Source organism: Telluria sp. AC161 (assembly GCF_979258535.1).
On record NZ_OZ409861.1, the window covers coordinates 2,043,737 to 2,070,228 of the forward strand.

Below are 26,492 nucleotides of genomic sequence, written 5' to 3' on the forward strand. Positions count from 1 at the left end.
GCATTCCGTTGACTACATGAGCAGCAACTCCACCTAGATCCTACAGATCAGCAATATGATGGTGCTCAGTTGGTACCACACTAATAAGTTAGCCTAAAAAGCAACAACGTTCCTCATCGCAACCGGACGATACCAGTGCGTTCAAGACTTGTCCAAGAGGCAACAGCGACATACACTACACCAGGCTGACAGACCGCTATCGGCAAGAGCGGAGGTCAGTTCGCAGATTAAATTGGGAGGGAAAGTGGAAAAGGTAGCTTTTGCGCTAGATGTCGACGATGGATGGCCGCCCGTAGCGGCCGAACATGTTTGGTGTGAAAAAGCAGGCTCGATTTGCGAAATTAGAAACGCTCCCTTTTTTATCAAGGGGCTCGCGTTCGGCGATAAATTCTCTGCCGAGCCAGACGCAGTAAATGGATGCGTTTTCGAGTTCGCTACGGTAGAACCATCAGGACATTCGCTAGTCTGGATTGCTGAGCAAGAGGGGCTCGAACTCGATCCGTACAAAGATGAGCTAGTAGATCTTGGCCTCAGTATCGCGGTTTTCTCTCAGTTCAAATACTATGCAATTGACGTTCCTGCATCGGTCGGTGCTCACGAAGTCAACACAATGATGGACAGGCTCCAAGAGCTTGGTTTTGCTATGGCCTTTCCTGTCTGGCGACACTGAGCAAATGCAGCCATCTTGGTTCCGCTAAGGGTCGTCTCCTGCCCTTCGTGACAGTCTGCGACTTTTCCATCTCGGTGACCTGATATGCTCAGCTGAACGGCCGAATTCGGCCACAAGCCGCCAATGCGCCTGTGCAGGGAATACAATGGTCCGGCGAGGCGATTCGCCTGACGCCGACATCGTTAATCATACCGCGGCCCTGACCTATCCATGTACCTGATCAACTCGAAGACCGGAAAACCTGTAGAGGTCACCGATGACGACCTTAAAGGGTATGGGAGTGGCGAAAAGCCGAAGCGATCAAGCTTCGGAGCGAGACCGAAGAGCAAGGATGACCAGACCGACCGGCCCAGCAAGCTTCCGCAACGTACTTTTGAGACAGAGGAGGCGCCGGCGCAGGATGGTGTGCCCAAAATCACACGCAGCTCCGACTACAAGAAGAAGGTTGCCAAGACCAGTTTCGGGACGAAAAAGCCTGTTCCTGGAGAATATGCAAGGACGTCCGACAACAAGCCAAAGTACAAGGCGCGCGACCCGGCTCAGCCACAGCAAAAACCGAAGCAACCGGCGCACCAGTATGCCGGATGGCTCCTATCCAAACGGGAGTATTCGGCAGCCGTACTGCGGCGCAAGCTAGTCCTGCGAGGCTACAGCGAACAGGAGGCAGATGACGCACTGATACTGCTGCAGGGGTTGAATTACCAGTCAGATGAACGGTATGCGGAGATGAAAACCCGGCAGATCGAACCACGGGTCGGCGACGCGCGAGTCGCCCTGACTCTCCGACAGAAGGGTATCGACGAGCAACTTACGAAGGCAACCATCGAGCAAATGGAGCCGGAAGATGAGCGCGTTGTCGTTGTGGTCGAGAAGTTTCGCAAGGACGTTGCACAGACGGGGATGACACAAGAACTGCGGCAGAAGGTTTATCGCTTCCTGGCTTATCGGGGCTTTAGCGGCCATTCGATCAATATCGCCATGGAGCATCTGAAATCGGGGCCTGAATATGACTAGACGTTGCACTAGTAATGCCATATGAAGCGATCAAGGCGCATAAATTATTTAAAGATTTCCCTGCGCGATTGTGGGTGACACGGCGTTAGAATCCCGAGGCGGTTTTTCTTGAGCCAATAATTTCCCGCTTGATAGGCTGCCTTGTGGGGACGGGAGCTAACGGGTGGCTAGGAAATGATGTGCTTGGACCGGTTGGCGGCTACTAGCCAGAGCCAGGACAGTCAGCCACCTAGGCCGCACACAAAAATTTTCAAATGAGCAATTCTGTCCGGTAGACTGCAGATGATGGAACTTCCGCTATGGGCCAAGAGCAGACGTTGGCGCAAACAATCAGGTGCAACTTGGAACGTAGTGAGGTGATGATGCAAGACAACGATTTTAGGATAAGCGTATTACTCACGATGCAGGTTGCGCTTCTAGGAGCGATTGGACCTCATGTGCGCAAAGTCCTATGCCGATGGAATGCGAGCGAAATCAGGATTCGCACTGTCTTCGACGGACCTGTTTGTGAAGACGACGCCGAAGCCATGCTTGTAGTCGAGACGGAAATGATCGCCAGCTTTCCAGACCAGGACATTTCATTGGTCTGCGAACGGTGCGATGCCCCGCACCCAATTTTCAGATGTGATGATGAACGAGCGGTTTTCGCCCGGTTGGACGCATTCGCGTAGGGTTCGTATCGTCACGTAAGCAAGGTCTGCTTAGGGTCGTATCCTGCCCTTTGTGACAGTCCGCGATTTTTCCGCCTTGATGGCCTGATATGCTCAGCTGAACGGCCGGGCCGGGCCGGGCCCGGCCAGAAGCGGACATCATCATCCGTACAGAGCGTATATTTTTCCCATGACACTTCTTCGAATCGATGCAAACCTGATTAGTGACGAGGAGTCTTTTCACACGGTGTTTTCAGAAGCATTTGGCTTTCCGAATTTCTACGGCCGCAACATGAACGCGTGGATTGATTGCATGGAATGCCTCGATGACCCGTCTGAGGAAATGTCATCCGTACATGTGGCGCCAGGGCAGACTCTAGGGCTGGTCATAGAAAATTCGCGGCCCCTCAAACAGCGGTGCCCAGCGATATTTGACGCGTTAGTGGAGTGTGCTGCCTTTGTGAATTGGCGATGTTGCGAACGTGGTAAACCGCCACTTTTGGCGCTCGCGATGTATTTGTAGAATTAAAAAAAATACGCAGCCTGCTTCATTTAACATATGGCCGCTTTGGGTCGGTTCCGGCCTGTCGTGACAGTCAGTGCTTTTTCAAGCCAGGCGACCTGCTATGCTGAGCTGAACGGCCGCCTACCGCCAGACGCAGACGTTCGAAATAATCGAGGTGCACCTTGAGAAAACTTGCATTGATCATTTTCTTGACGATCGGTTCGAACGTGTATGCACAGACGAACGCCAAAGTCGCGCGATCCGCCGCCGATTTCGTACCGCGCGGTTACGTCGTGGTGCAGGAGATTAAAGGTGACTTGAACAAGGATCATGACCCGGATATTGTGCTCATCATTAAAGGCATGGACCCCAGCAAATTCGTCAAGGATGAGTATCGCGGCAAACTTGACCGCAACCGACGTGGTATCCTTGTCGCCCTTCACGATCAACACGGGTATCGGTTAGTTCTCGAGAATCGAAATTGCTTCTCATCCGAAACCGAAGACGGCGGCGTCTACTTTGCGCCGGAGCTCGACGTTGGCATCAACAAAGGCAACCTCACAATTCATTATGCGCACGGCCGATACGGCTTCTGGACTTTTTCGTTCCGCTACCATAACGCCGATTTCGCGCTGATCGGTTACGACAGCAGTTCCGATCGGGGCCCGGTCGTGCAGAATACGGTCAGTGTCAATTTCTTCACCGGGAGGGCGCGATTCCAAGATAACGTCAATCCGGATGACGACGGTGGTGAGGAAAAGTTCAAGGAAACCTGGAAAAAGTTCACGCTCTCGAAGCCAATCAGATTAAGTGAGGTGCGCGATTTTGACGAGCTTGACGTTCCGGGCCTTCTTGGTCTGTTCCGGTAATGTGGAGGCGGGTGAACGTCTGCTGTGGGTCGGTCCCGGCCTGTGGAAACAGTTCATGACTTTTCCGGCTTGGTAACCTGCCAAGCTAAGTCGATAGGCTAGGTTCCGCCGAAAGCGGAGTTATTAATAAGGAAAGTATGCTGCATCACTTGTCTATCGCGGTCTCCGACTTAAACCGGACTTCTGCCTTCTATGACGCGGTGTTGAGGCCATTGGGATACACCCAGGTCTTTTCTGACGACGGCGCAGTGGGCTACGGGTATGAGGGAGGTGACGATAAGCTGTGCTTGAAACGTGCACAGCAAGTCATCGTCCCTGGCGAAGGCTTTCATCTGGCCTTTACAGCCGCTGCGCCGGGTCAGGTACATGAATTCCATGCCGCCGCGCTACGCCATGGTGGACGATGCAATGGCGCGCCAGGACCTCGGCCTGAATATGGCGAAGGCTACTATGCAGCCTTCGTTTTCGATCCCGAGGGGTATCGGATTGAGGCGGTTACCAATGTGACAGCCTGACAGCTCGGCACGAATCCCCGCAATGGCTCTGTACCAAGCCGTCTCAGTCACCGTTGGATTTTAAACCCGGCAAACTGCTACGCTGACTCGCCAAGCCGGAATCGGCCGAAGCAGCCATATCACTGTACATTTGAAGCGAGAAACCTTGACACTGCAACACGTGTGTCGCTGGGCTTAAATACTGAAGACGGGGATGACTTGGCCATTTTAAATACAGCGCGCATGCGCCTGGAACCGATTACCCTTCAGCATCTCGACGGCCTCTGCGCGATGAATAGCCACATCGAGGTCATGCGTTACATCAGCGGTCAGCCCGAGAGACGCAACGAGACTGAGGCGAGTATAGCTATCATTCAGCGCTGCTGGGCTGCATGGGACACCGGTTGGTGGGCTTTTATCGAGTCGGCCAGTGGTCGCGTAGCTGGAGCTGGTTGTATCCAGTACGCGCGCCGCGAAGCAGAACGCCCTGCTGAATTTGAAAGCGTACGGTCTAACCCGCTCGAAATCGGCTGGCGTCTTCATCCCGACTTCTGGCGCCAGGGGTTTGCCAGCGAGGCTGCGGCGCGCATGGCCACATTTGCCTTCGAAAGTCTCGCGGCGCCAGAGATCATAGCTGTGCGCCATCCCGACAACGCTGCTTCGGCAGGCGTGATGGATCGACTGGGTATGCTATACCGCGGCCACGAGGTCTGGTACGGCAAAATGTGTCCTACTTATGTTCTTAGCCGCGAAGACTGGCTGAAACCATAAACTGCCGAACACCATACGGGCATAAGCAGCCATCTCACGGCTAATAGTGAACGGTGCTCGTCCAAGTGCTTGAGCAATCCGATGGATCGATTGACCAGAAGCTAGCGGGCGTGATATCTCTTCCCGCTCAGCCTTGGGATTGCAACTGCGCGACTGGTGTCGAACTCGCCAATTCAGTCAAACGCAAATCCGCAGCGTTGATTGTGCGATTTCTTCCGGTAGTTTTGGCGTGGTAGAGGGCCTGGTCTGCACGTAACAGCAACTCGGAAATTTGCTTGTCGGCCGAGTTGCGCATCACCAGGCCGGCGCTGTACGTCATCTGGTGCCCGAGCGCCTCGAACACCGTACCGGCCAGACGAGCGCGCAGTCGTTGATCGAAGTTCGGCACTGCGTTTTGTTCGCCTGCCATCAGCACACAGAACTCTTCTCCTCCGTACCGGCAGACCAGGTCACCGGGAAGGCTGGCTTCCTGCATCAGCCTGGCGAACAATTGAAGCGCGCGGTCGCCGGCATCATGCCCGCGCGTGTCGTTGATTTGCTTGAAGTGATCGATATCCATGATCAATACACTGAGTGGTCGATTGGCGACATCGGTACTTGCGAGCTTTGCGTTTGCCAATGCAAGCCACGCTCGCCTGTTGAGAACACCAGTTAGACCATCGGTCGTCGCAAGTCGCTCAAGCGCCTGTGCTGCCTGCTCGCGATATGCCAGCAGCATGCCTATCATGAGCAACACGACCGTGCAGTTGCCAGCAAATGCGAACGCGACGTTGATTGGATGCGGTGTCAGGAAAGCAGGAAAATCAGCAGGATAGAACGCTCCGAGAACCGCCCGGCAAGCGGTGACCAGGCCCTGGACAGTGAGTCCGACGATCGGGAGCCAGCGCCAGCGCGCACTTGCGGCATGCGGCTTTTTCAACAGGGTGACAACGATGAATGCCATCTGCAGGGCGAGCAGTCCGTTGGCCCAACCTACCCGGAAGGCATAGTCGCCAAACCCTACTCCATAGCCCACTGTCAAGAATATCGCCAGAACCGCAGGGGCTTTGTCGATCGCCCCGCGACCGGCCCACAGTTCGAACGCGGCAGCGCTGCAAGCGAAACTACCGGAAATGCATGCCATCGACAGGGTCGACAATATGACATCGGGAATGCTGTACGGCGCAACTGAGCCTGATGCAAGCAATAGCGACCATCCGCATGCTTGTGAGCCTGCGCTGACCTGTGCAAACCTGGCCGCCCTGTCGGCCCCATCCATAACGGCAAACAGCGCTAACGCCATGGTCACCATCGTGAGCGTCATGGCGACAAGGATTGAAGCGATATCAAAGGACATGACGGGTGTCCGAAATGAGCAGACGAAACGCCATGTTGATTGTCGCTTTGTTGAAAGTTCGATAATGTAGCCGAATATTTCTTGCAAGTACAGCAAGTTCCGCAAGGAAATCTCACGAGTTGTCGTGAGTGATAGCTTCTGGTCGAAAAAGACTGTCGCGCGCTCGCGTGCCCTGCCGGCTATAGCAAACTGTATTGGGCGAAGCAACTGGTGCAAAACGCTTTGCTGACGGGGTGATCGACAGTGTCTGTAGCCACAGCATGGCGTGACAAACCTGCCCCACTGGATAGCTCGCGGCGAACGCTATTGTTCGTCCAGACGACTGCGATTTCGGCACGCGCCAACGCGACTCAGCAGTGGTGCCCCTACAAAGTGCGCGACGTGCGAATGAACAACGTGCGCATCAACGACAAGATGTTCGAAACAGTACTCTCTGCCGTGCCCGTCAAGGCGTAACGCGCACGTTGTCGATGTCAGCCCAGGCGCCCGGTGCGCCAGTCGCAAACAAGCCGAACTGCGCGCCAACCCAGCGCCCCATCGCCGCGTCGAACGGCTCGCCCAGCGGCGCGAACACTGTCCCATCCTGGCTGTACGAGAACGCCACGCGCGCGCCATGCGTCATATGCGCGCGCAGCAGCACCTTGTAACCGTCCAGCACCGGCCCCAGCGTCTCGATGCATTCGCCCGCCCCCTCGCAGCGCGCCGCCACCATGCGTGGCTTGCCGTCGACCCGGCGCAGCCCGAACCACTGGCTCGACAGTCCCAGTATGCCCAGCCCAACCTGATCACCATCGCGCCCCGCGCGCAGCTCCACACTGGCCGTCACGCCAAAGACAGGCGCCGGAAATTTCTGCGTCAGCACCGACGCCAGCGTGCGCAGCGGCGCTGCTGGCTGCGCGAACAGGCGCAGCATGCCGGGACGGGCATCAAGCGCATACCAGCCGGATTGCGGGTTGGCGGCCCATTGCCACTGGCGGCCCAGCACAGCGCCGTCGAATTCGTCGCTCGTCGCCGGCTCGCGGCGGGCAAACACGCCCGGCACCGGCTTGGCATGCTCTAGCACAGGCTGGCCCACGCCCGGCGTGGCGGATGCTTCCCCGATCAGCGGCCAATCGTCTAGCCAGCGCAGCGGCTGCAGATGCACGACGCGGCCGTAGGCGCGCAGGTCCTGGAAGTGAAAGAACCAGTCCCCGCCCTGCGGGGTCGTGACCCAGGCGCCCTGGTGCGGGCCGTTGATGCCCGTTGCGCCCTGCGCCATGACGATCCGGTCTTCGTAGGGCCCCTCAATGCGAGGCGAACGAAACACCGATTGCCAGCCCTGCTCGACCCCACCGGCCGGCGCGAACACGTAATACCAGCTATTCCGCTTGTACAGCTTCGGCCCTTCGAGGGTCCGGTAGCCCGGCAGGCGGTTGCCATCGATGATCACGCGGCCTTCGTCCAGCAGGCTGCGCCCGTCGGGCGCCATGCGGCGCAGGGTCAGCACGTTGTTAATGCCGGCGCGGCTTTTGGCCCACGCGTGGATCAGCCAGGCCTGGCCATCGTCATCCCACAGCGGCGCTGGATCGATGATGCCTTTACCGGGCAAGAGCAGGTGCGGCGCGCTCCACGGGCCGGCAAAGTCGGTGGCCGTGGTGACGTAGACGCCGTGGTCCGGGTCGGGATAAAAGATCCAGAAGCGCCCATCGTGATGGCGCAGGCTGGGCGCCCACACGCCCTTGCCAGGCTGGGGCGCGGCGAACGCGACCGGTGGCGTGAGTTGTGGCAGCGCGTGGCCCACCAGCTCCCAGTTCACCATGTCGCTCGAAGCGAGCAATGGCAGGCCGGGTGCATTGGCAAAGCTCGATGACACCATGTAGTAGCGCTCGCCGACGCGGATCGCATCGGGGTCGGAATAATCGGCGTGCAGGATCGGGTTGCGATAGCGGCCGTTGCCGAGATCCGGCGACCACGGCGCGCGTACAGGCACTGGACCGAGCGTCTTGCGCAAGAAGCGGTCCATCGCATCGACGGTCGGCGCCAGCCAGGGATCGAACAGCCAGAAGGAATGCGGCGCCCCGTCCAGCGCCACGGTATCGGTCGGGATGCCGTGGCTGGCCAGCGTGGCCGCCAGCGCTTCGCGTCCGCTCGAAAAGCGCGGCGCGGCGCCGACGATGAACTGCACCGGCGGGCTGTCCTTGCCGGCATGGGTCAGTGGCGACGCGTCGCGCCACAGTGCCGGTTGCTCGGCATAGCGCCCGCCGAACCAGGCGCCCGCTGCCGACGGGCGCTTGGCCGGGTCGTCTTCGAAGCGCAGCGCCAGTTCGGACGTGAAATCGGACAGGCCGTCGATATTGATCACGGCCCGCACCGCATCCGGCCGGGTCATGCCCACCAGCGCCGCGATCTGCCCGCCGGCCGAGCCGCCCGCGATGGCGACGCGCGCAGGGTCCAGGCCAAGTCCGGGCGCCTGCGCGCGCAGCCAGTCCAGCGCATCCTTGACGTCATCGATTGCCGCCGGATAGCGCGCCTGGCCCGACAGCCGGTAGCTGACGGTGGCCGCCGCATAACCGCGCGCAGCCAGGCGCGCTGCCAGCGGCGCCATGTTCGAGCGCTCGCCGCTGGCCCAGCCACCGCCATGCACCAGCACCACCAGCGGCGCCGGGGCGGCGCCCGCTGCCGGCAGATACAGATCCAGTGCCAGGGGGAGTTCTCCCCTGCGCGCGTACACGATGTCCTTGCGCACCTGCACCGGCGCTGGCGCATCGGCGCTGGCAATCCGGATGAACGGGTAGTCGCGCACCAGCTTCTTATAGGTGGTGTCGGCGTCGTAGCGTGCCTGCGCTGCTGCCGGCGCCGACGCCGACGCCGACGCCGACGCCGCGAGCGTGCCCAGCGCAAGGCAGGCCAGCACGATGCGTTTGCCCACTGCGCCCTTTGCAGCCCCGGCCATCGTTCAGGTCACGGGTGCGGGATTGAACAGCGCCAGCGAATTATGCAGCTTCCAGTGCTCGGCCCAGGTCTTGCGGCCGCTCGCCACATCCAGGATCAGCCGGAAGAGTTGCCAGCCCACGTCCTCAATGCTCGCTTCGCCGCTGGCGATGGTGCCGGCGTCCAGATCCATCAGGTCATGCCAGCGGCGCGCCAGCTCGGTGCGGGTGGCCACCTTGATGACCGGGACCGCGGCCAGGCCGTACGGGGTGCCGCGCCCGGTGGTGAAGATGTGGACGTTCATCCCGGCGGCCATCTGCAGCGTGCCGCAAATGAAGTCGCTGGCCGGCGTCGCTGCGTAGATCAGGCCCTTCTGCGTCAGCTTGTCACCCGGCGAGAGCACGCCGGTGATGGCCGTGCTGCCCGACTTGACGATCGAGCCCATCGCCTTTTCAACGATGTTCGACAGCCCGCCCTTCTTGTTGCCGGGCGTGGTGTTGGCGCTGCGATCGACACTGCCGCGCACCAGGTAATCGTCGTACCACTGCATCTCGCGCACCATGGCCGCCGCTACTTCAGGCGTTGCGGCGCGTGCGGTGAGCTGGTCGATACCGTCACGCACCTCGGTGACTTCGGAAAACATCACGGTGCCGCCGGCACGCACCAGCAGATCGGTCGCGTAGCCCACGGCCGGATTGGCCGTCACGCCCGAAAACGCGTCGCTCCCGCCGCACTGCACGCCCACCACCAGGTCGGACGCCGGACAGGTTTCACGGCGGCGCGCATTCAGTTCCTGCAGGTGCTGTTCGGCGGTGACCATCAGCGCGTCGATCATCGACATGAAGCCCACATGCTGCTGGTCCTGCAGCGTGACCACGGACGGTGCGCCATTGCCGATCGGGATCGAGCCAGCCGGGAACAGGCGCGCCGGTGGCAGCTTTTCGCAGCCCAGGCTTACCACCATCACTTTGTCGCCGAAATTCGGGTTCTTCGACAGGTTGCGAATGGTCCGTATCGGAATGTCAGCGCCGGGTGCGTCGATCGCCACCCCGCAGCCATATACGTGTTCAAGCGAGACCACGTCTTCGACGTTCGGGTAGCGCGGCAGCAGTTCGTCCCGGATGCGCCGCACGGCGTACTCGATCACGCCCGAGACGCACTGCACGGTGCTGGTGATGGCCAGCAGGTTGCGGGTGCCGACCGAGCCATCCTTGTTGCGGTAGCCCTCGAACGTGTACCCGTCCAGCAGCGGGCCGGCCGCGATGGCGTGGGTGCCTACCGGCAGGTCGTCGAGCGAGCGCGCCGCCGGCATGCGCAGCACGCGCTCCGATACCCAGCTGCCGCGTGCGATCGGACCACTGGCATAGCCAATCGTCACGCCATAGCGGATCACCGGTTCGCCGTCTGCCAGGTCGCTCAGCGCGACCTTGTGGCCCTGGGGGACGCCTTCGAGCAGCACTAGCCCGCCGGGCAGCACGGTGCCGGCGGGCAGGCCGCCATCGTTGACGACGATGGCAACATTGTCGCCTGGCTGCATGCGGATCGTGCGCGGAAGGTCGTGGTTCATGTGTCGTGTCTGCCTGACGGCTGAAGTTGGGAGGATCGTTTTAAGTATGCCATAAAACGTTCCAATGCGGCTAGTCCACATCTCTATTTTGGCCGGACCAAATATGAATGGCCTGACCAAAATAGCACAATAGCGCAACGCCGCGTCAGCGTCAGGAGGGGTCAAATGAGGGGGTTACTAAGACCTGGACTTCATTCGTCTGGCGACGAACCAGGCGCAATGGACGCTGCAAGCGGCAGCGTCCATTGCGTTTTAGTGTCAGTGATGCGCCAGCGTCAACGGCGCAGGACGGCCGTTGCCCAGCGCCGTCAGCGCCTGCGTGTGATCCAGCTTGAACACCGCCAGGGCTTCCGACAATTGCGCGGTCTGGTCCGTCAGCGATGTGGCCGCGGCGGACGCTTCCTCGACCAGCGCCGAGTTTTGCTGCGTCATCTGGTCCATGTCGCTGATTGCCAGGGCGATCTGCTCGATGCCTTCGCTCTGGCGCTGACCAGCGTCGCTGATGTCGCCCATGATCGTCTGCACACGGCGCACCGCGGCCACGATCTGTTCCATCGTGCTGCCTGCCTGGTCCACCAGCGCGCTGCCGGCGTCGACCTTGGAGACCGAGTCGCCAATCAGCTCCTTGATTTCCTTGGCGGCGGTGGCGCTGCGCTGGGCCAGGTTGCGCACTTCGGACGCCACGACTGCGAAACCGCGGCCCTGTTCGCCTGCCCGCGCCGCCTCGACGGCCGCATTCAGCGCCAGGATATTGGTCTGGAACGCGATGCCATCGATCACCGAAATGATCTCGACGATCTTGGTGGCCGACGTGTTGATGGCGCTCATCGTCAACACGACGTTGCCCACTACCTCGCCACCGCGCGTGGCGATGTCGCTGGCCGTTACTACCAGGTCTTTGGCCTGGTTGGCATTGGCGGCATTGGTACGCACGGTGTCGGTCAAGGCTTCCATCGCACGCGTCGTATTTTCCAGGCGACCGGCCTGCAGCTCGGTGCGGCTGGCCAGGTCGGCGTTGCCGCTGGCGATATCGCCACTGGCCGACGCGATCGTATCGGCCGACGTCTTGATGCCGGCGACCATATTGGCCAGGCGATCGCGCATGTCGGACAGCGCAGACAGCAGGCTGCTGTTGTCGCCCGGCTCGATGCGGATTGCCATCGACAGATTGCCGTCGGCGACCATGCGGGCGATGTCGCGCGCATATTCGGGTTCACCACCCAGTTGCTGCCAGATCGTGCGCACCATGAACCACGAGACGGCGATCAGCACGGCAATCACGATCAAACCGGTGACGATGGTGACCGTCACGACATTCGTCACGCTGGTTTCGCTGCGCGTGATGCCGGCCTTGAATTGCTGCTGCGCTTGTTCATTGACCTTGGCGACGTCGGTATTGAGTGTCGCGAGCATCGACTGCATGCGCGTGACGACCGCCTGCGGATCGCCCTGCTCCATCTCGAGCATGATCCTGGCCGCCGAAACGGCCGGTGCGTAATACTGTTCGAATTCTTTGCTGAGGCGCTCGCCGGTTGGTCCCATGCCGTCGATCTTGCCGAAGCTGGCCAGTTTGGCCCGCACCTTGTTGGCCTGCTCGCCAACCTGCGTCAGGCGCGCCTTGTCGCCTTCGCTGACGGCGTCGCGCAGGCCATTGGTGACCGACTCGATGTCGCCCGCCAGTTCCTTGCTGATGTCGAGCGCCGGATAATCCACGCTTTCAGTCGTGTGGATCGACGTGAGTGCTTTATTGGCGATGCCGGCACTGACGGCGACACCGAGGGTAAAAATGATGGCCGAAATGATCGGCAGTGCCCAGATCCTGCGTTTGATACTCATGCTGCCTGCTCCTGAAGTCAAAACCCGCCGCACGCGCGGCGGGGTACCGATAAATGATCAGGAACCGGAATAGACCACTTTGACTGACGCGTCGACCGCGCTCTTGTCGATGTAGCCAATCGCTTTCGGGTCGGCTGCAACGGCTTTCTTGACACCGGCGTTGTCGCCGACTTCCTTGGGCATCGTGGCCTTGCCGGTAAACACCAGCTTCGACCACAGGGCCTTGATCTGCGACGGATCCTTGTCCGTGACTTTCTTGTAGAACTCGGCGCGCGCCGGCGCATTTTCCGCCTGGTCGACCGGGGTCATGGCGGTCGATTTACCCAGGAAGAACTGGGACACCTGGTCCTTGGTCAGCGACGACTCGGCGGCTTTCGCATTGACGACGACGACGACCTCGGCAGCAGCTGGCAGTGCGAGCAACAGAACGCTCAGGGTCACGCTTGCTTTGAACAATTGATTCATTGGTAAATCCTTAGAACACGAAGTCAAGCGCGACGGCGCCGACGGTCACCGGGCCCTTGAAGCCAGGCTGGACGTTGATGAACTGGCCGTTGCCTTGCGGCTTGATGCGATCGACCTGGACCTTGAGCGCGGCCGAGGTCGTGAAGTCCCAGCGCACACCGATGCTGTCGGTGGTCTGGCTCGTGCCATCGATGGCCGTGGTCAGCGTATTCATCAGACCCGACAGCGCCGCCAGCGTTGGCGCGCATGCGAACGAGGCACCTGCTGGGCAGTTCGCAGGAATGGTGTTGGTCACACCCTTCGACATGATCTTGGCGCGGGTGTAGTACGGCAGGAATTTGCCGAAGCGGTAACCGCCCATCACGTAAAACGACTTGGACGAACCCAGGAACGAATCCGGCATCTTGCGCTTGGCGTATTCGGTCAGCACGACGATATTGTTCCAGTCCATGGACAGGCCAGCCGACGTGAACGTGTACTTGCGGTCCTTGGTGTTGAGCAGCACGCCCATGTCCGCCACTTGCGGGACATTGAACGCGGCAGCAGTGTTGTTGAACGTGATCACGGCAGCGTCCAGTTGCGCGTTTTCCGACGACAGCTTGGTGCCGCTACGGCCCACGCGCACGATGAACGGGCCATGTTCGGCCGTCAGGTTCAGCGCGTACTGGTCGCGGGATTTGGCGGTTGGGCCGCCCGAGGTCTTGAACTCGCTGCGGCCGTACGCGGCCGTTGCCGTGACGGTCGTGTCAGCGTACTGCTGCTGCCAGGTGATGTCGGCGCCATCGATGTTATTGAGCGGCATCTGCGAATACAGTTCCTGCGGCGGACGCAGGAAGGTGTTGGCGTAGCCGACGTTGCGGTATTCCGAAATCATGAAGGCCGGCATGGCCATGCGGCCAACGCGGATGCTCAGGTCGTCCGACAGCTTGGCCTTGACGAAGGCCCACGACAGTTCGGCGCCGTAGCTGTCTTCGCCATCCTTGCGCACCAGGCCCTGGCCGGTGACCGACAACCACGAGTTGACGGTGTAGTCGGCCTGCAGGCCGAGATTCGAATCGACGCCAGTGCGTGGATCCTTCTTGACACCCGACGACTGGTTCGAACGGCCAAACTCGGCCTGATCGGTGTCGGAGAACGTGAGGGCGCCGGTGCCGAAACCGCTGATACGAACGGCGTTACTATCCTGGGCAAAGGCAGATGCGACGGCGAATGGCAAAGCGAGTGCCACCACGATGTTACGTGTTTTCATAAATTCCTGGGGATTACGGTGAAGTAGTTTATTGAATGCAAAAACGGCGACAGGGCCTGCGCCGCATCGCATTTGCTGAGACAATTGTATCCAGACGGAAACTGTTGCCGCAACGAAAATTCACGAAAAGTCACTTTTCCTGTTCAATATGTGTGATTTTGTTGTGAACTTCTAACGCATTAATGCAATTCAATTACCCCAGTATTTACATCAAGTAGAGGTCCATGCTGCTGTACAGCGTGGACAGGCAGCACGCTTGCGTATAGCGTGCGCGCGGCCAGTTGACACGACCTGAAGCGGTCGAATCACGGTGCCGACGGATTGCGACGGGTCGCAGCCGCGCGGCACCTCCATGTACTGACTGTCTGTCAGAATTTCGTTCTGACACCCACCACGAAACGCCTGCCAGGCAGCGGCGCGATGTCCTTGAGCACCGAGGTCGACAGGCGGATATCGTCATTCAGCAGATTTTTTGCCAGTGCGAACCACGTCAGATCGACGCCCTGCACGCGCTGCGTGTAGGACAGATTGGCATCAAGCTGGTTGTAGGCCGGCGTGTCCTGCAGTTCGTTGGCAGCCAGGCGATCCTGCCCGCGCGCATGCACCAATGACATGCCGCCGCGCCACGCGCCCTCGCGGTAACCGACGCTGGCGCCAATGCGGTCCGCCGGCTGCAGTGGCAGGTTGCCCCCACCGTCGCCGAGTTCGCCGCGCGACATATCGCCGAACAGCCGGCCCGACCAGCCGGCGCCCGTCTGGTTGTAGGTCAGCTCGGCTTCCGCACCATGAATGCGGGCACGACGCTGCTCGAACGTCCGGGTACGCAACTCGTCACCCGGATTGCCTTCCTCGTCGACCAGATCGCTGCCGATACGGCCGAAGATGTAGTTGTCGATGTTGTTGCGGAACAGGTTGGTTTTCCAGCGCACCAGGCCCGTGTTCTTTTGCAGCGTCAGTTCGATATTGCGCGAGGTTTCCTTGTCGAAGTCGGGATTGCCGATGTCGAACGTGGCGGTCGCGTCGTGCGGCCCGGCCGAGTACAGCTCTTCGATTGCAGGTGCACGCTGCGCATAGGACAGCGTCGCCCCGACGCTGTAGCCCGGCATGAACGGCCAGGCCGCGCCGATCGAACCGGAACCGAGGTCAAAGGTGCGCTGTCTGCCGCTTACCGGTTCGCGCTTGACGTTTTCGTAGCGCGCGCCGGCGCTCAGGCGCAGCGGGCCGGCATCGCCCTCTTCCACCATGAACAAGGCCGTCGTCTTCGAGTGCGTCAGCGGCACCGTGTCCGGCCCGCCTTCAGCGCTGAGCGCCGAGAAGTGCGTATTCTCGGTCTGGGCGCCCACCGTGCCACGCAGACCGGCAATGGCTTCGTGCGTGAGTTCCAGCCGCGTTTCCAGCGAGCGGTTATTGAAGATCACCTCGGGACCGTCCTCGCCCAGCTCGGCGTGCTCGTAGTCGGTATAACCGGCCTTGAAACGCAGCGATTCGATGCCGCGCAACGGCTGCCTGAGCATGCTGTCGAAGTCGTAGCGATCCTGCTTCTGGTCGATGCGCGAACCCTCGTCACTTGGAATGCCGTACAGGTTGCTCAGGTGCGACGCCGACACGCCGGCGTAGCCCCAGTCGTCGACCCACGAGGCACCGGCGCCAAGGTTCTTTTCACGCGTGTCCGAGTGCGGCAGGCGGCGCATCGCCGAGTCAGGGTCCTGCAGGACCCGGCGATCCGGAATACGGTAGTCGTCGGTATCGCGCCAGTTGCCGTCGACATGCAGGGCGATCTTGCCGCTGGCAGCGTCCGCGGTGCCAGACACGTTCTTGCCATTGTCGCCCGTGCTGTAGCGGGTTTCGATCTGGCCGGTCGGCGTGGCTTCGAGGTGGGTCGGAATGCGCTCGTTGACGATGTTGACCAGGCCACCGATCGCGCCAGAGCCGTACAGCAAGGCGGCCGGGCCGCGCAGGATTTCGATCTGGCGCGCGACTGCGCCTTCGGCCGATACCGCGTGATCGTTCGACAGGCCCGACACGTCGGATACGGACATGCCGTTTTCCAGCATTTTTACCCGCGACCCTTCCAGGCCGCGAATGATGGGACGTGATGCGCCGGCGCCGAAGGCCGAGGCCGACACGCCGAGCTCCTGCGACAGCGTCTCGCCGAGCGAACTGCCAGCCTTGTCGCGCAGTTCGTCCCCGGCCAGCACCTTCGCCGGGGTCAGGATCTGGTCGTTTTCACCGTTGCGAAACGGTGACGCAGTGACGATCACCTGCGGGGTGTCGCCCCCGAGTACCGATTGGGCGTGGGCGGGCAGATTCCAGGCAAGCAGGATGGCGCTGGCGAGCAGCGTACGTTGAATATTCATGAATATAACCTCGAGCAAAATGGGTGCGAACGGCATTGCCACGGCGGCGCCGCGGCAATGCATCGATGACAGCAAATCGAATCAGTTCGCCCGAGGGGGACCGCGTGGGAGACACGCGCGTACCGGCTGCACGCGCGCGCGTTCGGTGCCCAGCGCCAGTGGGCCGGCCAGAGCGGCTTGCGGTAGATGGCCAATATATTCCGGCAGCGGCAGCGCGACATCGAGCTGGGCGCCGGCTGCGCATTCGGCGCAGAACTCCTGCAGTGCAGGTGCATCCGGCTGGCCACCCGCCTGCTGCACACCCTGGCGTTGCTGCGTGCCATGCCAGTGCGACAGCCCGTGCGCCAGCGCCATCTGCTGCGAGACGAGCAATAACAGCGATAGCAGGCAATGGAGAATGGAGCGTGGCATGCGCGGCGAATGACGGTTGACCGGCGCATTCTACGTGATGGGAGCCGATTGCGACAGCAACCATCAACAATTGCAATTCAGTTGCATTAAACAGGCGTGGCGGTAGTGAGCGCTCCGTACACAGGGGCAAAACCAGCAGTGTTGTGGAGAAACGACCGGAAAAGCGACTGTCCTTACGGCACGGTCGAGGTTGCTGGTATCCTCGCGGATCACGACCTCTCCCGATTTACCACTGTGCCACTGCTCGATCCTGCCACCGTCATTCTTACGTCGACCCTGATGGCGGCGGCGATGACCGTCGTGCTGTTTTCCGCGTACCGTAGCTTCCCTGCCGAAGTGCGGGGATTGGGCCATCAGGCGCTCGGCATGTTGTCGCTGACGGCGAGCGGGGTGCTATTCTGCGCGGCCCCACTGATTCCCGAAGGGCTGTTGCTGTTCGTGGCCAATAGCACCATGCTGGGCGCCGCCGGGCTGATGCTGATCGGCACCCAGTTATTCTATGGCCGTAAGCCGGGCTGGTGGTGGCTGGCGCTGACGTGGGTGGCCGGCATGGTCTGTCTGGTCGGCTGGTATGTGATCACCCAGGATTACGCGTTGCGGGTCGCAGTGTTTTCATTGTTGACGCTGTCGTTCTACGCGGCGCAACTGGTGCTGCTGGTGCGCCATGGTGAACGCCACTTCTCCAGCTGGTTCTTCGGCTCGCTGTTGCTGGTGCAGTCGCTGGTGCTGCTGTTGCGGTTGGTCGCGGCGCTCAATGGCGCGGTTGGCACCAGCAACGCCAGCAACAGCGCGGTACAGGGCATTTTTCTGTTGAGTGCCAACTTCATGACGCTGATGATGGCAGTCGGTTTCATGACCGTCGCCACCCGGCGCCTGCAGGTCGTGATGGAGCACCGTTCCTGCACGGACCCGCTGACCGGGGTGCTGAACCGACGCGGTTTCGCCGCTGCCTACCGCCGCGAGGTCGCGCGCATGAAACGCCACGGCGCGCCATTCTCCCTACTGAGCATCGACCTCGATTACTTCAAGGCCATCAACGACCAGCACGGCCACGCAGTCGGTGACCAGGTACTGGTGCACGCGGCGCGCACCACGATCTCGGCCCTGCGCGAGATCGACCACGTGGCGCGCTTCGGCGGTGAGGAATTCATCGTGCTGCTATCGGGGACCACGGCCGAGCGGGCGAAAGCGATGGCGCAACGCATCCAGGCATTGCTGCTCGCGGCGCGCGGCGACGTGCCAGACTACACGGTCAGCATCGGCATCGCCAGCCAACAGGCGCCCGACGAGAGCCTGGAAGCCCTGATGGCGCGCGCTGACACCGCTCTCTACCGCGCGAAGGCGGCCGGTCGCGACCGCAGCGAGTTGGCGTAAGGGCACAGGCTCGGCGGCATGCGGCACTGGGCAGCTGATGGCCAGCGCGGACAATCAGGCCGTCGTGACCTTACAGCGCAAGACTAGCTGCTAACGAATGCACACCAGTTTTGTGTGATAACTCGTGATTGCCGATGGCTGAACCGGGTCGCTGGGGCTGCTCTGCGTGCTGCTGCAGGACAGGTCTGCTGCTGGCGCGACAGGTGCAATACGACCCGGAGCGGCTCTTTATTGAAGGTGGCGGGTTAGCCAGCTTGATCCGGCTGTGAAGGTGGAGCGGCTAAACGCTTACGCATGGCTCTGAGCGTCCATGTCCCGATCAGCTATGCGCCCTTCCCGCTGGCGGTCGGCAAGCAGCACCTGACGTGGGAACGCGTAGTGGACCTGGTCGACATAGCGCTCTACATGGCAAGTCGCACGGCCGCAACCGGGCATATGGCGTGCTCGGCTTCGCCGATGACCAGCTGGATAGCCTGGATGCGATCGAACAGAACATGGTACTCGCCTGGCCCACCGGCCAGGTCGATCTGTCGACCGTGATTGCCGGACGCGATACGCCGCGCGCTTGAGCGCGCGGCTGACCCGCGTGGAGTTCGGCCTGTTAGAAGCCGACCTTCAGGCCGACCGACACCACGTCGGCCTTGGCGCCGATCTCCGGCTGCTTGCCATAGCGCTCATATTCGCCGACCAGCGACAGGTTCTGGCCCAGCGCATACTGCAGGCCGACCGCGCCGTACACGCCATTGTCGTTGTCCGAATAGCTGGCGCCGTTGGACGGCAGGTTGACCTTGCGCTCGTTACGGGCCACGCCCAGCTTGCCATAGGCCGAAAGGCGCTCGTTCAGCGGCACCGCATACTTGGCAGCGACATAGCTGCTGGAACTCTTGACTTCTCCGTGCCCGAAACCTGACGTCGACAAGACATTGACATCTTCGTTGCCGAAGCGGGTATAGCCGGCTTCCAGGGCCCAGTTCTGGTCGACGTTATAGCCTGCGAATACCTTGCCGCCGGCCTTCCAGTCGTCATCTGCGGCGCGGTTCTCGGCACCCGCTACTGCCACGCCCAGGTAGGTGCGCGAGGCCCAGTCGGGGCCGAGCCCATTGGTCGTGGTCTGGGCTTGGGCGGAGGCGATGGCGGTCAAGCCGACCGCGAGCGCGATCAGGAGTTTGTTCATGGTCTTGTTCCTTGGTCTGGTTCGCAGTTCCCAATGAATTGCGTAGCGAAAAGATACATCGCGGCGGCCCTGGTCCGAACAGCGCATGCGTAAGCACTTGTAACGAAACGCCACGGTCCATGGCCCGTCGGCGTGCTGCATGTCGCACATTCAGGCGTTGCAGTACCGATGCGCACAGTAAGCCAACAATTCGCGCGAGATGCACTATATGTATTTTGTTACGCCTGGATACAAGATCGCCTTGGCAAACCAGGAGCTAACGACAAAGGGACTACGACAAGCGGGCGAAATCGCATCGCGACAATGGGTCGCGCATCGACCAACGTACGGGCCGTCCATTGAAATCACAGATCTTCCGCGTTATCTTCGCTACTTTCCTTACAGTCTTCATCAGCGACAGCGCGCAGCAGGCGCCGCGCTGGGGCCTTGGCGTCGGTGTTGCCGTCCCGGATTCGGTCTACGCCGGTGAAGGCACCCGCGTTACGCCTTTCCCGCTCGTCGCCTACTAGGACTGGCAGCCAGCTGGCGCGGCGCCGCCCGGTAGCTCGATCTGGGCGTCAAGGGTGGCGCCACCAGCACCAGCAAGGGCCATGAAGCGAACATCACATATTCGTATCCGATCCAGCGGTGCGGCGAGGTAGCCATGTTTTTCTATATTGCCATTGCGTGAGCTATTCGTGAGGATCAAGAAAAGCTACCCGTGAAGGGTGGCCAGTTGCTGTGCGCTCGCTAGAGCAGCGTCATTTGCTTACGTTCGAGACGCCAATCCATATACGGGAGGGTTAGCTGTTATTTTCTGAAACAGGCGCGACGAAAGGTACTGCGTCACCGGGCTGCGCGCACTAGATTTGCTAATAGCTGCGACAAATTTTCCCGAACAGCTGCAACTGACCTGTAGGGATATCGAAATAGCTGCGACTCGCTGCGTCCATGACCTAACAACGCTGTAACGCCACCAACAGAGGCCGGCACCGTCTGCTTCCGACCCTTTGCGGACATTACCTCGCTGGCTACTTCAACCTCTCAATGTTGCAGCCTTACGTCGCCGACTCCTGGTCAGGCGGCCATGGCCGAATCGTGTGCCTTAGTTGGTCTTCAAGCGACCAGGTCAGAGGGCAACATTTGGAGACAAACCAAGGACAACCCTTTGCAACCCACCGCTCATAATGAGCCACATTATCGTCGTAGCCGTACTCGCAGCCACAGCAACGGCAGATCTCGAATGAGTGTCGCAGGTCCTCCGGTGAATCAAATCCAAGACCAGGGCCGTAGCCGCAAACCGGACAATAATCAATCATCATGACGATCCAATTTTTTAGCTACGAATTTTCCAGCCCACTACCCAAAATGACACGCGTCCGCTGAATAGTGGCAGACATTCCTAACGGCCGCTTTTGGCCGATAGCGGACGGTCGACCATGCTAAGTGTAGGTTGGCTTACCCAGAGCAACTAGCACTCGTTAAATTTACACATTATTCATTCATATTTTTATCATTCAAACATTGCGCCAAAAATGGCATAAAATTATCGTCCGAAACGGTATCGCAAGTTCCAGCTCTAGCCGGACTGCGGACTCTTGCTAAGCGGTGGCTCATGTCGTAATAGATATCTTTCTCCGAATTGAGTCTACTGAGGCTTTTTGAGTCACCTTGTATTATACCCATTACCAATTTCTTTCCATATAAACGTAGCCGCACAATTTCATCGTGTTGAAAAGGGAACTTTGGGACGTAATTTATATCAGAAGCGGATCCTGAATCTAGCCAAATGTCCGCGTGGTTCGAATGTGCAATTCCTCTAAATGAAGACTGATCGATCCGATCGCTGCCAATGCCGCTACGATATAGGCATCCGCAGACTTTTTGTTTCTTCTGGAATACGATGTAGCGATATAGGACCGTATAGTCTCTGCCAAATAATTCATCTACACTTTCATGCTCCCAAACTCCTGATATATTTAAAACTTGAGCATTGACAACTAAAGGTGTTAAAGCGCTCAGAAAAAGCATTGCAATCCAAGTAGACGCATGCGCAGCTCGCATAGACGAATCCTTCAAAAAAATTGTATTGTTAATCTAGAGATCGGCAAGAAAGCAGTGGACTAGCCTTTAAACGTGATTGTCAGGTGACCGCCGTCTCCGTTAATGTCATCTGACAAGCTACTTGCAGTACCGGCTGATCTTCTTTATACCGGACATTTCTAACAGCTAATAGAGCACATGCCACTACGATGCATCGTATCTGGGTTTAACATCTTTAGAAAGAACCTAGTTCCCAACGACAGCTTTTGGCCGAACCCGGCCGTTCAGATCAGCATAGCAGGTTGCCAGATTGAAAATCTAGCGGTGGGCGCGACAAGCCGGACCCGACCCGAAGCGGACCTTATAGCTCAGCGGCCTCGTATCCGTCAGGCCCGGCTCTATGCGCGAACCCAATGCCTTCCTGTCTAAGAAACGCCTCAACATGTCCAAAGAAGTGAAGAGCTTCTTCAGTTGGCTTGTATTTCGTAATCAGCTCAATCTGTATGTTCTTGCCTTCGGCTCCAGGAAGCGTATCGAAGACTTCACCGCTTTCGACAAACGACAAGTAGCAGTTGATCTTCTCCTGCAAAACGAGCAGATGCTCGCCTTCCCACTGGAGATGGTCCGTAACGCTTAGATGTACGATTCCCGTCGCCAGGTCGATGTACGCAATGTCTACAACTGAAGTTTGCTCTACTGTCATCGGAATTAGGAAATGGAGCATGTTAATGATTGGAGCAGATGTCCGCTTTTGGCCGAAAGCGGAAGTCGCCCAGAGCATGTCCGCCTCAACATCCCTTGTCAAACCTGATTGTTTTTGTGCTTGACTTGATTGCTCGTCCATATCAGTTTCGCTCCGACCAGCAACCGTTGTACACACTGCACAGGCGCGTACGACATCACTCGTCAGGGGACCTACAAACCATGCGCCCGAGAAAATCGGCGATCGCGTCGACCGTCGCCGTCAACCACGGACCGAACAGCCAGAATGAATGCGGCGTGCTGGACAACGCCACCGTCTCGGCACTAACACCGTGCTCGCGCAGTGTTGCCATGATCGCTTCGCGGCCGACCAAGAAACCCGACCCGCTCCTCACGATGAAAAACACCGGGAGACTCGCCCTGCTCCCATGGTTGATCGGCGAAGCTTGATGCCGGGGGCCACCTGCGCCTGGTTTGGCATCCGCCAAACCAGGCGCAGGTGGCAGACGGTCTGTACGCGAGATATTCCTCATGGCGCCGCGTCTCCTCGCTCGTGAAGTCCGACAGCGGTCGATATTGATCACTGCCTGCACGGCGCCGTTGCCCGCCATGCCGGCCAGCGCTGCAACCAGCCCACCCGCGATCGCGATCCGGCCAAGTGAATGCCATGGACATCGGGATCGCCGGAGACAAGATTGCGGTACGTGCGCCTGGCGTTGTACCGCTGGGCGATCGCGCTGTTGCGGCGCCAGCGACCGGCAACAGCAGCCCGATCGCCAGCGGTCAGCGCGTCACAGCGACTCGCCCCGGAAGACCACCGAGCGGCTCACACTGGCGCCGGGCGCCAGCACGGTCAAGCCGGGATAGCCCGGCATATTATGGGCATTGATCGGATGATCGACCGGCTCGAAACAGAAGAAGTCGCGGCCCGGTGGCGCATACAGGATGAAGTAATCCATCGCCGCCTCGATCGAGAGACCCACGCCCCGCCCCGGCCAGCGCACACGCGCCACGCCGTCCCAGCCGGCGAACGCGTTGTCGACCGCCTCCTTCGGCAGCGGCGCGAACGTACGGTAGTCCCAGTGCGCAGGCACGGCGCGCCGGCTCGACGGCAGCTTGTCAGCGCCTGACAACCAGACCGCATCGGCCCGCGCCTGGAGCTGCGCGCCGCCCGGATCGGGCAACCACGGATGCAGGCCCAGTCCGAATGGCAGCGCCACCGCGCCGGCATTGCGCACGGTGAGTTCGACGATCAGCGCGTCGCCATCGAGCGTGTAGCGCAGCGTGGCGTCGTATGCGAGCGGCGCAAACGCGTGGCGCGTCAGGCGCAGCAGGATCGAATCGAACGTCAGCGACTGCACATCCCACGCCTGCTGCCAGCCATCGCCGTGAATCGCGACCTTTTCGCCCGGACGGTTCGGCGTCGGCACATACCGCTGACCGCCGTACTCGAAGCCGGATGGCGCGATCCGGTTCGACCACGGCACCAGCGGGAAGCAGGCCAGCTGGCCCGGTTGCGGCACGTCCGTGAAATCGGCCGGCAGGCCACGCAGCAGCGGCACCGGCTCCGCGCCGCGCAGCCAGTCCAGGCGCGCGAGGCTCCCGCCGATCTGCGGCACGATGACAGCCGCCAGGCTGCGGTTTTGCAGCACGAGGCGTTGCAGCATGGGGCGCGCCGCCGGCATCAGTACTGCGGGCCGTCGAGCAGGAACTTGCCGCCCTGGTAGATCGTCGTCACATCATCCGGCGCCGGGAACTCGGCCGAATCCGGGAACAGGTGCGCGAACGTGCGCGAGCTGTCCTTCGGCTTGAAGCCCAGGTGCGCGACCAGGCGGTTGTCCCACCAGACGCTGTCGTTGTCCGACATGCCGTAGACGATCGTGTGGCCCACGCGTGGCGCAAACAGCGCGCAGCGCAGCAGTTCGGTCAGATCGTCATACGACAGATAAGTGCTCATCATGCGCTTGTTGGCCGGCTCCGGGAAGCTTGAGCCGATCCGCACGCACACTGTCTCGATGCCGAAACGATCGTAGTAGTAGCGCGACATCTGCTCGCCGAATACCTTCGACAGGCCGTAGTAGCTGTCCGGGCGCGTCGGCGAATTCGCGTCGAGCATCTCGGTCGTGCGGTGGTAGCCGATCGCGTGGTTCGAGCTGGCGAAGATCACGCGCTTGGTACCGGCCTTGTGCAGCGCCTCGTACAGATTGGCCACGCCGAGGATATTGGCCTGCATGATCGGCTCGAACGGCTTTTCGGTGGAGACGCCGCCAAAGTGCAGCACGGCGTCCACGCCCTCGAGCAGCTTGATGACGGCGTCCTTGTCAGCCAGGTCGCACTGGACGATCTCTTCGCCTTCGCCGGCCTCGCCCATGTCGACGACATCCGACAGCCGCACCACGTCGGCCCACGGCTTGATGCGATCGCGCAGCACCTTGCCCAGGCCGCCGGCCGCGCCGGTCAGCAGGATGCGTTTGAATGGTTTGCCGACTTTCTGTACTGCTTGGGTCATGCCCGTCTCCTCATATGTTCTATTAAATTCTGCCACGACCTTGTCCGGGGAAAGTATGCCATACAACATCGAAAAGTGGCTAGTCCAGCTTGCGATTTTGGTCAGACCAAATTAGAATGAGCCGACCAAAAGAGCGTTACCTGCACTGGAGCAACACAGGTAATACAACAGTGAATATCACGATGCCGATTGGAGACAAATGAAACTGCACTTCGTTGCCGCCCTGCTGGGCTGCGCACTGGTAGCCTCGCCCGCGCTGGCCCAGAGTCAATACCGCAATACCGACAACACGAACCTGGGCGACGCCGGCGAAGGCACCTACCCGATCCCCTACAAGAAGCCGGTGGTGGCCGAGGTCACCGCCCAGTTGCAGGCGATCCGCGCCTTCATGGACCGCGCAACCCCAACCCGCATCGTCAGCAAGCGCACCGGCCAGCCGATCACTGACCTGAAAAAGCCGAGTGCGGACGCCGTCTTTGAAAAGAGCGCCGGTGATTATGGCATCCAGGTGTACGAGATGGGCGTCGTGCATTCGGGCCTGCTCAAGGCGGCCCAGGTCACCAAGGACCCGGGCTTTACCGCGATGACCAGGCGCCACTTCGCCTTCTTCGCCGAGACGCTACCGTATTTCCGCGCGCAGGAACAGCAGTTCAAGCTCGAACGCGCCAACAGCTTCTCGCGCTTTCTCGATCCGCGCTCGCTCGACGACGCCGGCTCGATGTGCGCGGCCCTGATGCGGGCGCGCGCCGCCAAGGTCGGGCCGGATCTGAAACCCATGATCGATACCTGCAGCGACTGGGTCGCCAAGCGCCAGTTCCGGCTGGACGACGGCACGATGGCCCGCAAGCGCCCGCAGGAAGTCTCGCTGTGGGCCGACGACATGTACATGAGCATCCCGGCGCTGGCCGAGATGGGCCGCCTGACGGGCGAGCGCGCGTACTTTGACGATGCAGTCGCTAACGTGATGGGCATGTCGAGCCGCATGTTCAATCCGCAGCTTGGCCTGTACACGCACGGCTGGCACGCGAACCATCCGGACGCGCCGCGCTTTTACTGGGCGCGCGCCAATGGCTGGGCGGTGCTGGCGATGTCCGACCTGCTCGACGTGCTGCCGAAGGATCATCCTGGCTACCCGAAAGTGCTGGCGCAGCTGCGCGCATCGCTCAAGGGCATCGCCGAACTGCAAAGCGGTAGCGGCCTGTGGCACCAGATGATCGACCGTAACGACTCGTATCTGGAAACGTCGGCCAGCGCGATCTTCACGTATGTGTTCGCGCATGCCGTCAACGAGGGCTGGGTCAGCCCGACGACCTACGGCTCGATCGCGCAAACCGGCTGGAACGCGCTGTCGACCCGCATTACGGCGCTGGGCCAGGTCGAAGGCACGTGCGTCGGCACGACGCTGGCCGGCGACATGGTCTATTACTACAACCGCCCGACCAGCGTGGACGCGCTGCACGGCTATGGCCCGATGCTGCTGGCCGGCGCCGAGATCATTCGCCTGGTGACGAACCCCGCGTTCGAGGTGCAGCACAAGGTGCGCACCTACCACTACATGCCCAAGGGTGGGCAGACCGACTACCGCGAACACCACTGACCCTGGAGTG

At 60.4% G+C, this 26,492-nt stretch carries 25 protein-coding genes and 1 pseudogene; 11 read left to right on the top strand and 15 right to left on the bottom strand.

The genetic code is table 11. The annotated features are described in order from the left end of the window. The first annotated feature begins 244 nt into the window (after nucleotides 1-244). The 7 genes from ACZ0AJ_RS09195 to ACZ0AJ_RS09225 all read left to right on the top strand — a co-directional run bounded on the left by ACZ0AJ_RS09195 (nucleotide 245) and on the right by ACZ0AJ_RS09225 (nucleotide 4,973). The gene (locus ACZ0AJ_RS09195) at nucleotides 245-670 is read left to right on the top strand and encodes a DUF4265 domain-containing protein (RefSeq protein WP_499454036.1); all 426 of its coding nucleotides are present in this window, start codon (nucleotides 245-247) and stop codon (nucleotides 668-670) included. 210 nt (nucleotides 671-880) lie between these two features. Next, nucleotides 881-1,684 (top strand): regulatory protein RecX, encoded by an 804-nt coding sequence (locus ACZ0AJ_RS09200; RefSeq protein ID WP_499454602.1) that lies wholly within the window; start codon nucleotides 881-883, stop codon nucleotides 1,682-1,684. Nucleotides 1,685-2,046: 362 nt separating this feature from the next. Then, nucleotides 2,047-2,355, top strand: coding sequence for a MafI2 family immunity protein (locus ACZ0AJ_RS09205; RefSeq protein ID WP_499454039.1), 309 nt, complete (start codon nucleotides 2,047-2,049; stop codon nucleotides 2,353-2,355). A 169-nt stretch (nucleotides 2,356-2,524) separates the two neighbouring features. Next, on the top strand, nucleotides 2,525-2,857 hold the full coding sequence (locus ACZ0AJ_RS09210; protein ID WP_499454040.1) for a barstar family protein: 333 nt from the start codon (nucleotides 2,525-2,527) through the stop codon (nucleotides 2,855-2,857). 191 nt (nucleotides 2,858-3,048) lie between these two features. Continuing rightward, the gene (locus tag ACZ0AJ_RS09215) at nucleotides 3,049-3,708 is read left to right on the top strand and encodes a hypothetical protein (RefSeq protein WP_499454604.1); all 660 of its coding nucleotides are present in this window, start codon (nucleotides 3,049-3,051) and stop codon (nucleotides 3,706-3,708) included. Nucleotides 3,709-3,845: 137 nt separating this feature from the next. Further along, on the top strand, nucleotides 3,846-4,223 hold the full coding sequence (locus ACZ0AJ_RS09220) for a VOC family protein (RefSeq protein ID WP_499454043.1): 378 nt from the start codon (nucleotides 3,846-3,848) through the stop codon (nucleotides 4,221-4,223). A gap of 198 nt (nucleotides 4,224-4,421) precedes the next feature. Further along, complete coding sequence (locus ACZ0AJ_RS09225; protein ID WP_499454606.1) at nucleotides 4,422-4,973, top strand: GNAT family N-acetyltransferase; 552 nt, start codon at nucleotides 4,422-4,424, stop codon at nucleotides 4,971-4,973. A gap of 30 nt (nucleotides 4,974-5,003) precedes the next feature. Here ACZ0AJ_RS09225 and ACZ0AJ_RS09230 read toward each other — a convergent pair. From ACZ0AJ_RS09230 to ACZ0AJ_RS09270, 9 genes and pseudogenes are all read right to left on the bottom strand, one after another. Beyond that, nucleotides 5,004-5,105, bottom strand: a pseudogene (locus ACZ0AJ_RS09230) (helix-turn-helix domain-containing protein); the annotation flags it as partial. Further along, the gene (locus ACZ0AJ_RS09235) at nucleotides 5,101-6,309 is read right to left on the bottom strand and encodes a GGDEF domain-containing protein (RefSeq protein ID WP_499454608.1); all 1,209 of its coding nucleotides are present in this window, start codon (nucleotides 6,307-6,309) and stop codon (nucleotides 5,101-5,103) included. The pseudogene ACZ0AJ_RS09230 and the gene ACZ0AJ_RS09235, both read right to left, overlap by 5 nt. Before the next feature lie 445 nt (nucleotides 6,310-6,754). Then, the gene (locus ACZ0AJ_RS09240; protein ID WP_499454610.1) at nucleotides 6,755-9,241 is read right to left on the bottom strand and encodes a family 43 glycosylhydrolase; all 2,487 of its coding nucleotides are present in this window, start codon (nucleotides 9,239-9,241) and stop codon (nucleotides 6,755-6,757) included. Nucleotides 9,242-9,244: 3 nt separating this feature from the next. Next, nucleotides 9,245-10,786 (bottom strand): galactarate dehydratase, encoded by a 1,542-nt coding sequence (garD, locus tag ACZ0AJ_RS09245; protein ID WP_499454048.1) that lies wholly within the window; start codon nucleotides 10,784-10,786, stop codon nucleotides 9,245-9,247. 258 nt (nucleotides 10,787-11,044) lie between these two features. Then, on the bottom strand, nucleotides 11,045-12,622 hold the full coding sequence (locus ACZ0AJ_RS09250; RefSeq protein ID WP_499454049.1) for a methyl-accepting chemotaxis protein: 1,578 nt from the start codon (nucleotides 12,620-12,622) through the stop codon (nucleotides 11,045-11,047). 57 nt (nucleotides 12,623-12,679) lie between these two features. Further along, entirely contained in the window at nucleotides 12,680-13,087 is a 408-nt protein-coding gene (locus ACZ0AJ_RS09255) for a type 2 periplasmic-binding domain-containing protein (RefSeq protein WP_183552745.1), read from the bottom strand. A 10-nt stretch (nucleotides 13,088-13,097) separates the two neighbouring features. Further along, on the bottom strand, nucleotides 13,098-14,336 hold the full coding sequence (locus ACZ0AJ_RS09260; RefSeq protein WP_499454050.1) for a porin: 1,239 nt from the start codon (nucleotides 14,334-14,336) through the stop codon (nucleotides 13,098-13,100). A 368-nt stretch (nucleotides 14,337-14,704) separates the two neighbouring features. Further along, a complete protein-coding gene (locus tag ACZ0AJ_RS09265) occupies nucleotides 14,705-16,693 on the bottom strand; it encodes a TonB-dependent receptor (protein WP_499454051.1) in 1,989 nt (662 codons plus the stop codon). Nucleotides 16,694-16,774: 81 nt separating this feature from the next. Beyond that, the gene (locus ACZ0AJ_RS09270) at nucleotides 16,775-17,104 is read right to left on the bottom strand and encodes a hypothetical protein (protein WP_499454052.1); all 330 of its coding nucleotides are present in this window, start codon (nucleotides 17,102-17,104) and stop codon (nucleotides 16,775-16,777) included. Between the two features lie 234 nt (nucleotides 17,105-17,338). Between ACZ0AJ_RS09270 and ACZ0AJ_RS09275 the strand changes: the two genes are divergently transcribed. After that, nucleotides 17,339-18,478 carry a GGDEF domain-containing protein gene (locus ACZ0AJ_RS09275; protein WP_499454053.1) on the top strand — a complete coding sequence of 380 codons (1,140 nt, stop codon included), beginning with the start codon at nucleotides 17,339-17,341 and terminating at the stop codon, nucleotides 18,476-18,478. Nucleotides 18,479-18,918: 440 nt separating this feature from the next. After that, nucleotides 18,919-19,047: a hypothetical protein gene (locus tag ACZ0AJ_RS09280; RefSeq protein WP_499454055.1), complete on the top strand. Its 129-nt coding sequence runs from the start codon at nucleotides 18,919-18,921 to the stop codon at nucleotides 19,045-19,047. 32 nt (nucleotides 19,048-19,079) lie between these two features. Here ACZ0AJ_RS09280 and ACZ0AJ_RS09285 read toward each other — a convergent pair whose 3' ends face one another. Next, nucleotides 19,080-19,652 carry a porin family protein gene (locus ACZ0AJ_RS09285; protein ID WP_499454057.1) on the bottom strand — a complete coding sequence of 191 codons (573 nt, stop codon included), beginning with the start codon at nucleotides 19,650-19,652 and terminating at the stop codon, nucleotides 19,080-19,082. 338 nt (nucleotides 19,653-19,990) lie between these two features. Between ACZ0AJ_RS09285 and ACZ0AJ_RS09290 the strand changes: the two genes are divergently transcribed. Next, a complete protein-coding gene (locus ACZ0AJ_RS09290; RefSeq protein WP_499454058.1) occupies nucleotides 19,991-20,161 on the top strand; it encodes a hypothetical protein in 171 nt (56 codons plus the stop codon). 964 nt (nucleotides 20,162-21,125) lie between these two features. Here the strand turns inward: ACZ0AJ_RS09290 and ACZ0AJ_RS09295 are convergent. The 5 genes from ACZ0AJ_RS09295 to ACZ0AJ_RS09315 form a co-directional block, all read right to left on the bottom strand. Then, nucleotides 21,126-21,695, bottom strand: a complete 570-nt coding sequence (locus ACZ0AJ_RS09295) for a hypothetical protein (protein ID WP_499454060.1) — start codon at nucleotides 21,693-21,695, stop codon at nucleotides 21,126-21,128. Between the two features lie 340 nt (nucleotides 21,696-22,035). Next, nucleotides 22,036-22,518, bottom strand: coding sequence for a DUF6572 domain-containing protein (locus ACZ0AJ_RS09300; RefSeq protein WP_499454061.1), 483 nt, complete (start codon nucleotides 22,516-22,518; stop codon nucleotides 22,036-22,038). A gap of 55 nt (nucleotides 22,519-22,573) precedes the next feature. Then, nucleotides 22,574-22,729, bottom strand: a complete 156-nt coding sequence (locus tag ACZ0AJ_RS09305) for a hypothetical protein (protein ID WP_499454063.1) — start codon at nucleotides 22,727-22,729, stop codon at nucleotides 22,574-22,576. Between the two features lie 438 nt (nucleotides 22,730-23,167). Beyond that, nucleotides 23,168-24,043 carry an aldose 1-epimerase gene (locus ACZ0AJ_RS09310; RefSeq protein ID WP_499454064.1) on the bottom strand — a complete coding sequence of 292 codons (876 nt, stop codon included), beginning with the start codon at nucleotides 24,041-24,043 and terminating at the stop codon, nucleotides 23,168-23,170. A gap of 17 nt (nucleotides 24,044-24,060) precedes the next feature. After that, nucleotides 24,061-24,885: an NAD-dependent epimerase/dehydratase family protein gene (locus ACZ0AJ_RS09315; RefSeq protein ID WP_499454066.1), complete on the bottom strand. Its 825-nt coding sequence runs from the start codon at nucleotides 24,883-24,885 to the stop codon at nucleotides 24,061-24,063. 199 nt (nucleotides 24,886-25,084) lie between these two features. On the opposite strand from ACZ0AJ_RS09315, the gene ACZ0AJ_RS09320 reads away from it, so the two are divergent. Continuing rightward, entirely contained in the window at nucleotides 25,085-26,482 is a 1,398-nt protein-coding gene (locus tag ACZ0AJ_RS09320) for a glycoside hydrolase family 88/105 protein (RefSeq protein WP_499454068.1), read from the top strand. The last annotated feature ends 10 nt before the right edge of the window (nucleotides 26,483-26,492 follow it).

Bases quoted from the DNA above. Each gene is read 5' to 3' on its own strand.
- ACZ0AJ_RS09200 (WP_499454602.1), top strand. From the start codon at position 881: ATGTACCTGATCAACTCGAAGACCGGAAAACCTGTAGAGGTCACCGAT.
- ACZ0AJ_RS09205 (WP_499454039.1), top strand. From the start codon at position 2,047: ATGCAAGACAACGATTTTAGGATAAGCGTATTACTCACGATGCAGGTT.
- ACZ0AJ_RS09210 (WP_499454040.1), top strand. From the start codon at position 2,525: ATGACACTTCTTCGAATCGATGCAAACCTGATTAGTGACGAGGAGTCT.
- ACZ0AJ_RS09220 (WP_499454043.1), top strand. From the start codon at position 3,846: ATGCTGCATCACTTGTCTATCGCGGTCTCCGACTTAAACCGGACTTCT.
- ACZ0AJ_RS09235 (WP_499454608.1), bottom strand. From the start codon at position 6,309: ATGTCCTTTGATATCGCTTCAATCCTTGTCGCCATGACGCTCACGATG.
- ACZ0AJ_RS09240 (WP_499454610.1), bottom strand. From the start codon at position 9,241: ATGGCCGGGGCTGCAAAGGGCGCAGTGGGCAAACGCATCGTGCTGGCC.
- garD (WP_499454048.1), bottom strand. From the start codon at position 10,786: ATGAACCACGACCTTCCGCGCACGATCCGCATGCAGCCAGGCGACAAT.
- ACZ0AJ_RS09250 (WP_499454049.1), bottom strand. From the start codon at position 12,622: ATGAGTATCAAACGCAGGATCTGGGCACTGCCGATCATTTCGGCCATC.
- ACZ0AJ_RS09255 (WP_183552745.1), bottom strand. From the start codon at position 13,087: ATGAATCAATTGTTCAAAGCAAGCGTGACCCTGAGCGTTCTGTTGCTC.
- ACZ0AJ_RS09260 (WP_499454050.1), bottom strand. From the start codon at position 14,336: ATGAAAACACGTAACATCGTGGTGGCACTCGCTTTGCCATTCGCCGTC.
- ACZ0AJ_RS09265 (WP_499454051.1), bottom strand. From the start codon at position 16,693: ATGAATATTCAACGTACGCTGCTCGCCAGCGCCATCCTGCTTGCCTGG.
- ACZ0AJ_RS09270 (WP_499454052.1), bottom strand. From the start codon at position 17,104: ATGCCACGCTCCATTCTCCATTGCCTGCTATCGCTGTTATTGCTCGTC.
- ACZ0AJ_RS09285 (WP_499454057.1), bottom strand. From the start codon at position 19,652: ATGAACAAACTCCTGATCGCGCTCGCGGTCGGCTTGACCGCCATCGCC.
- ACZ0AJ_RS09295 (WP_499454060.1), bottom strand. From the start codon at position 21,695: ATGCGAGCTGCGCATGCGTCTACTTGGATTGCAATGCTTTTTCTGAGC.
- ACZ0AJ_RS09300 (WP_499454061.1), bottom strand. From the start codon at position 22,518: ATGGACGAGCAATCAAGTCAAGCACAAAAACAATCAGGTTTGACAAGG.
- ACZ0AJ_RS09305 (WP_499454063.1), bottom strand. From the start codon at position 22,729: ATGGCAACACTGCGCGAGCACGGTGTTAGTGCCGAGACGGTGGCGTTG.
- ACZ0AJ_RS09310 (WP_499454064.1), bottom strand. From the start codon at position 24,043: ATGCTGCAACGCCTCGTGCTGCAAAACCGCAGCCTGGCGGCTGTCATC.
- ACZ0AJ_RS09315 (WP_499454066.1), bottom strand. From the start codon at position 24,885: ATGACCCAAGCAGTACAGAAAGTCGGCAAACCATTCAAACGCATCCTG.
- ACZ0AJ_RS09320 (WP_499454068.1), top strand. From the start codon at position 25,085: ATGAAACTGCACTTCGTTGCCGCCCTGCTGGGCTGCGCACTGGTAGCC.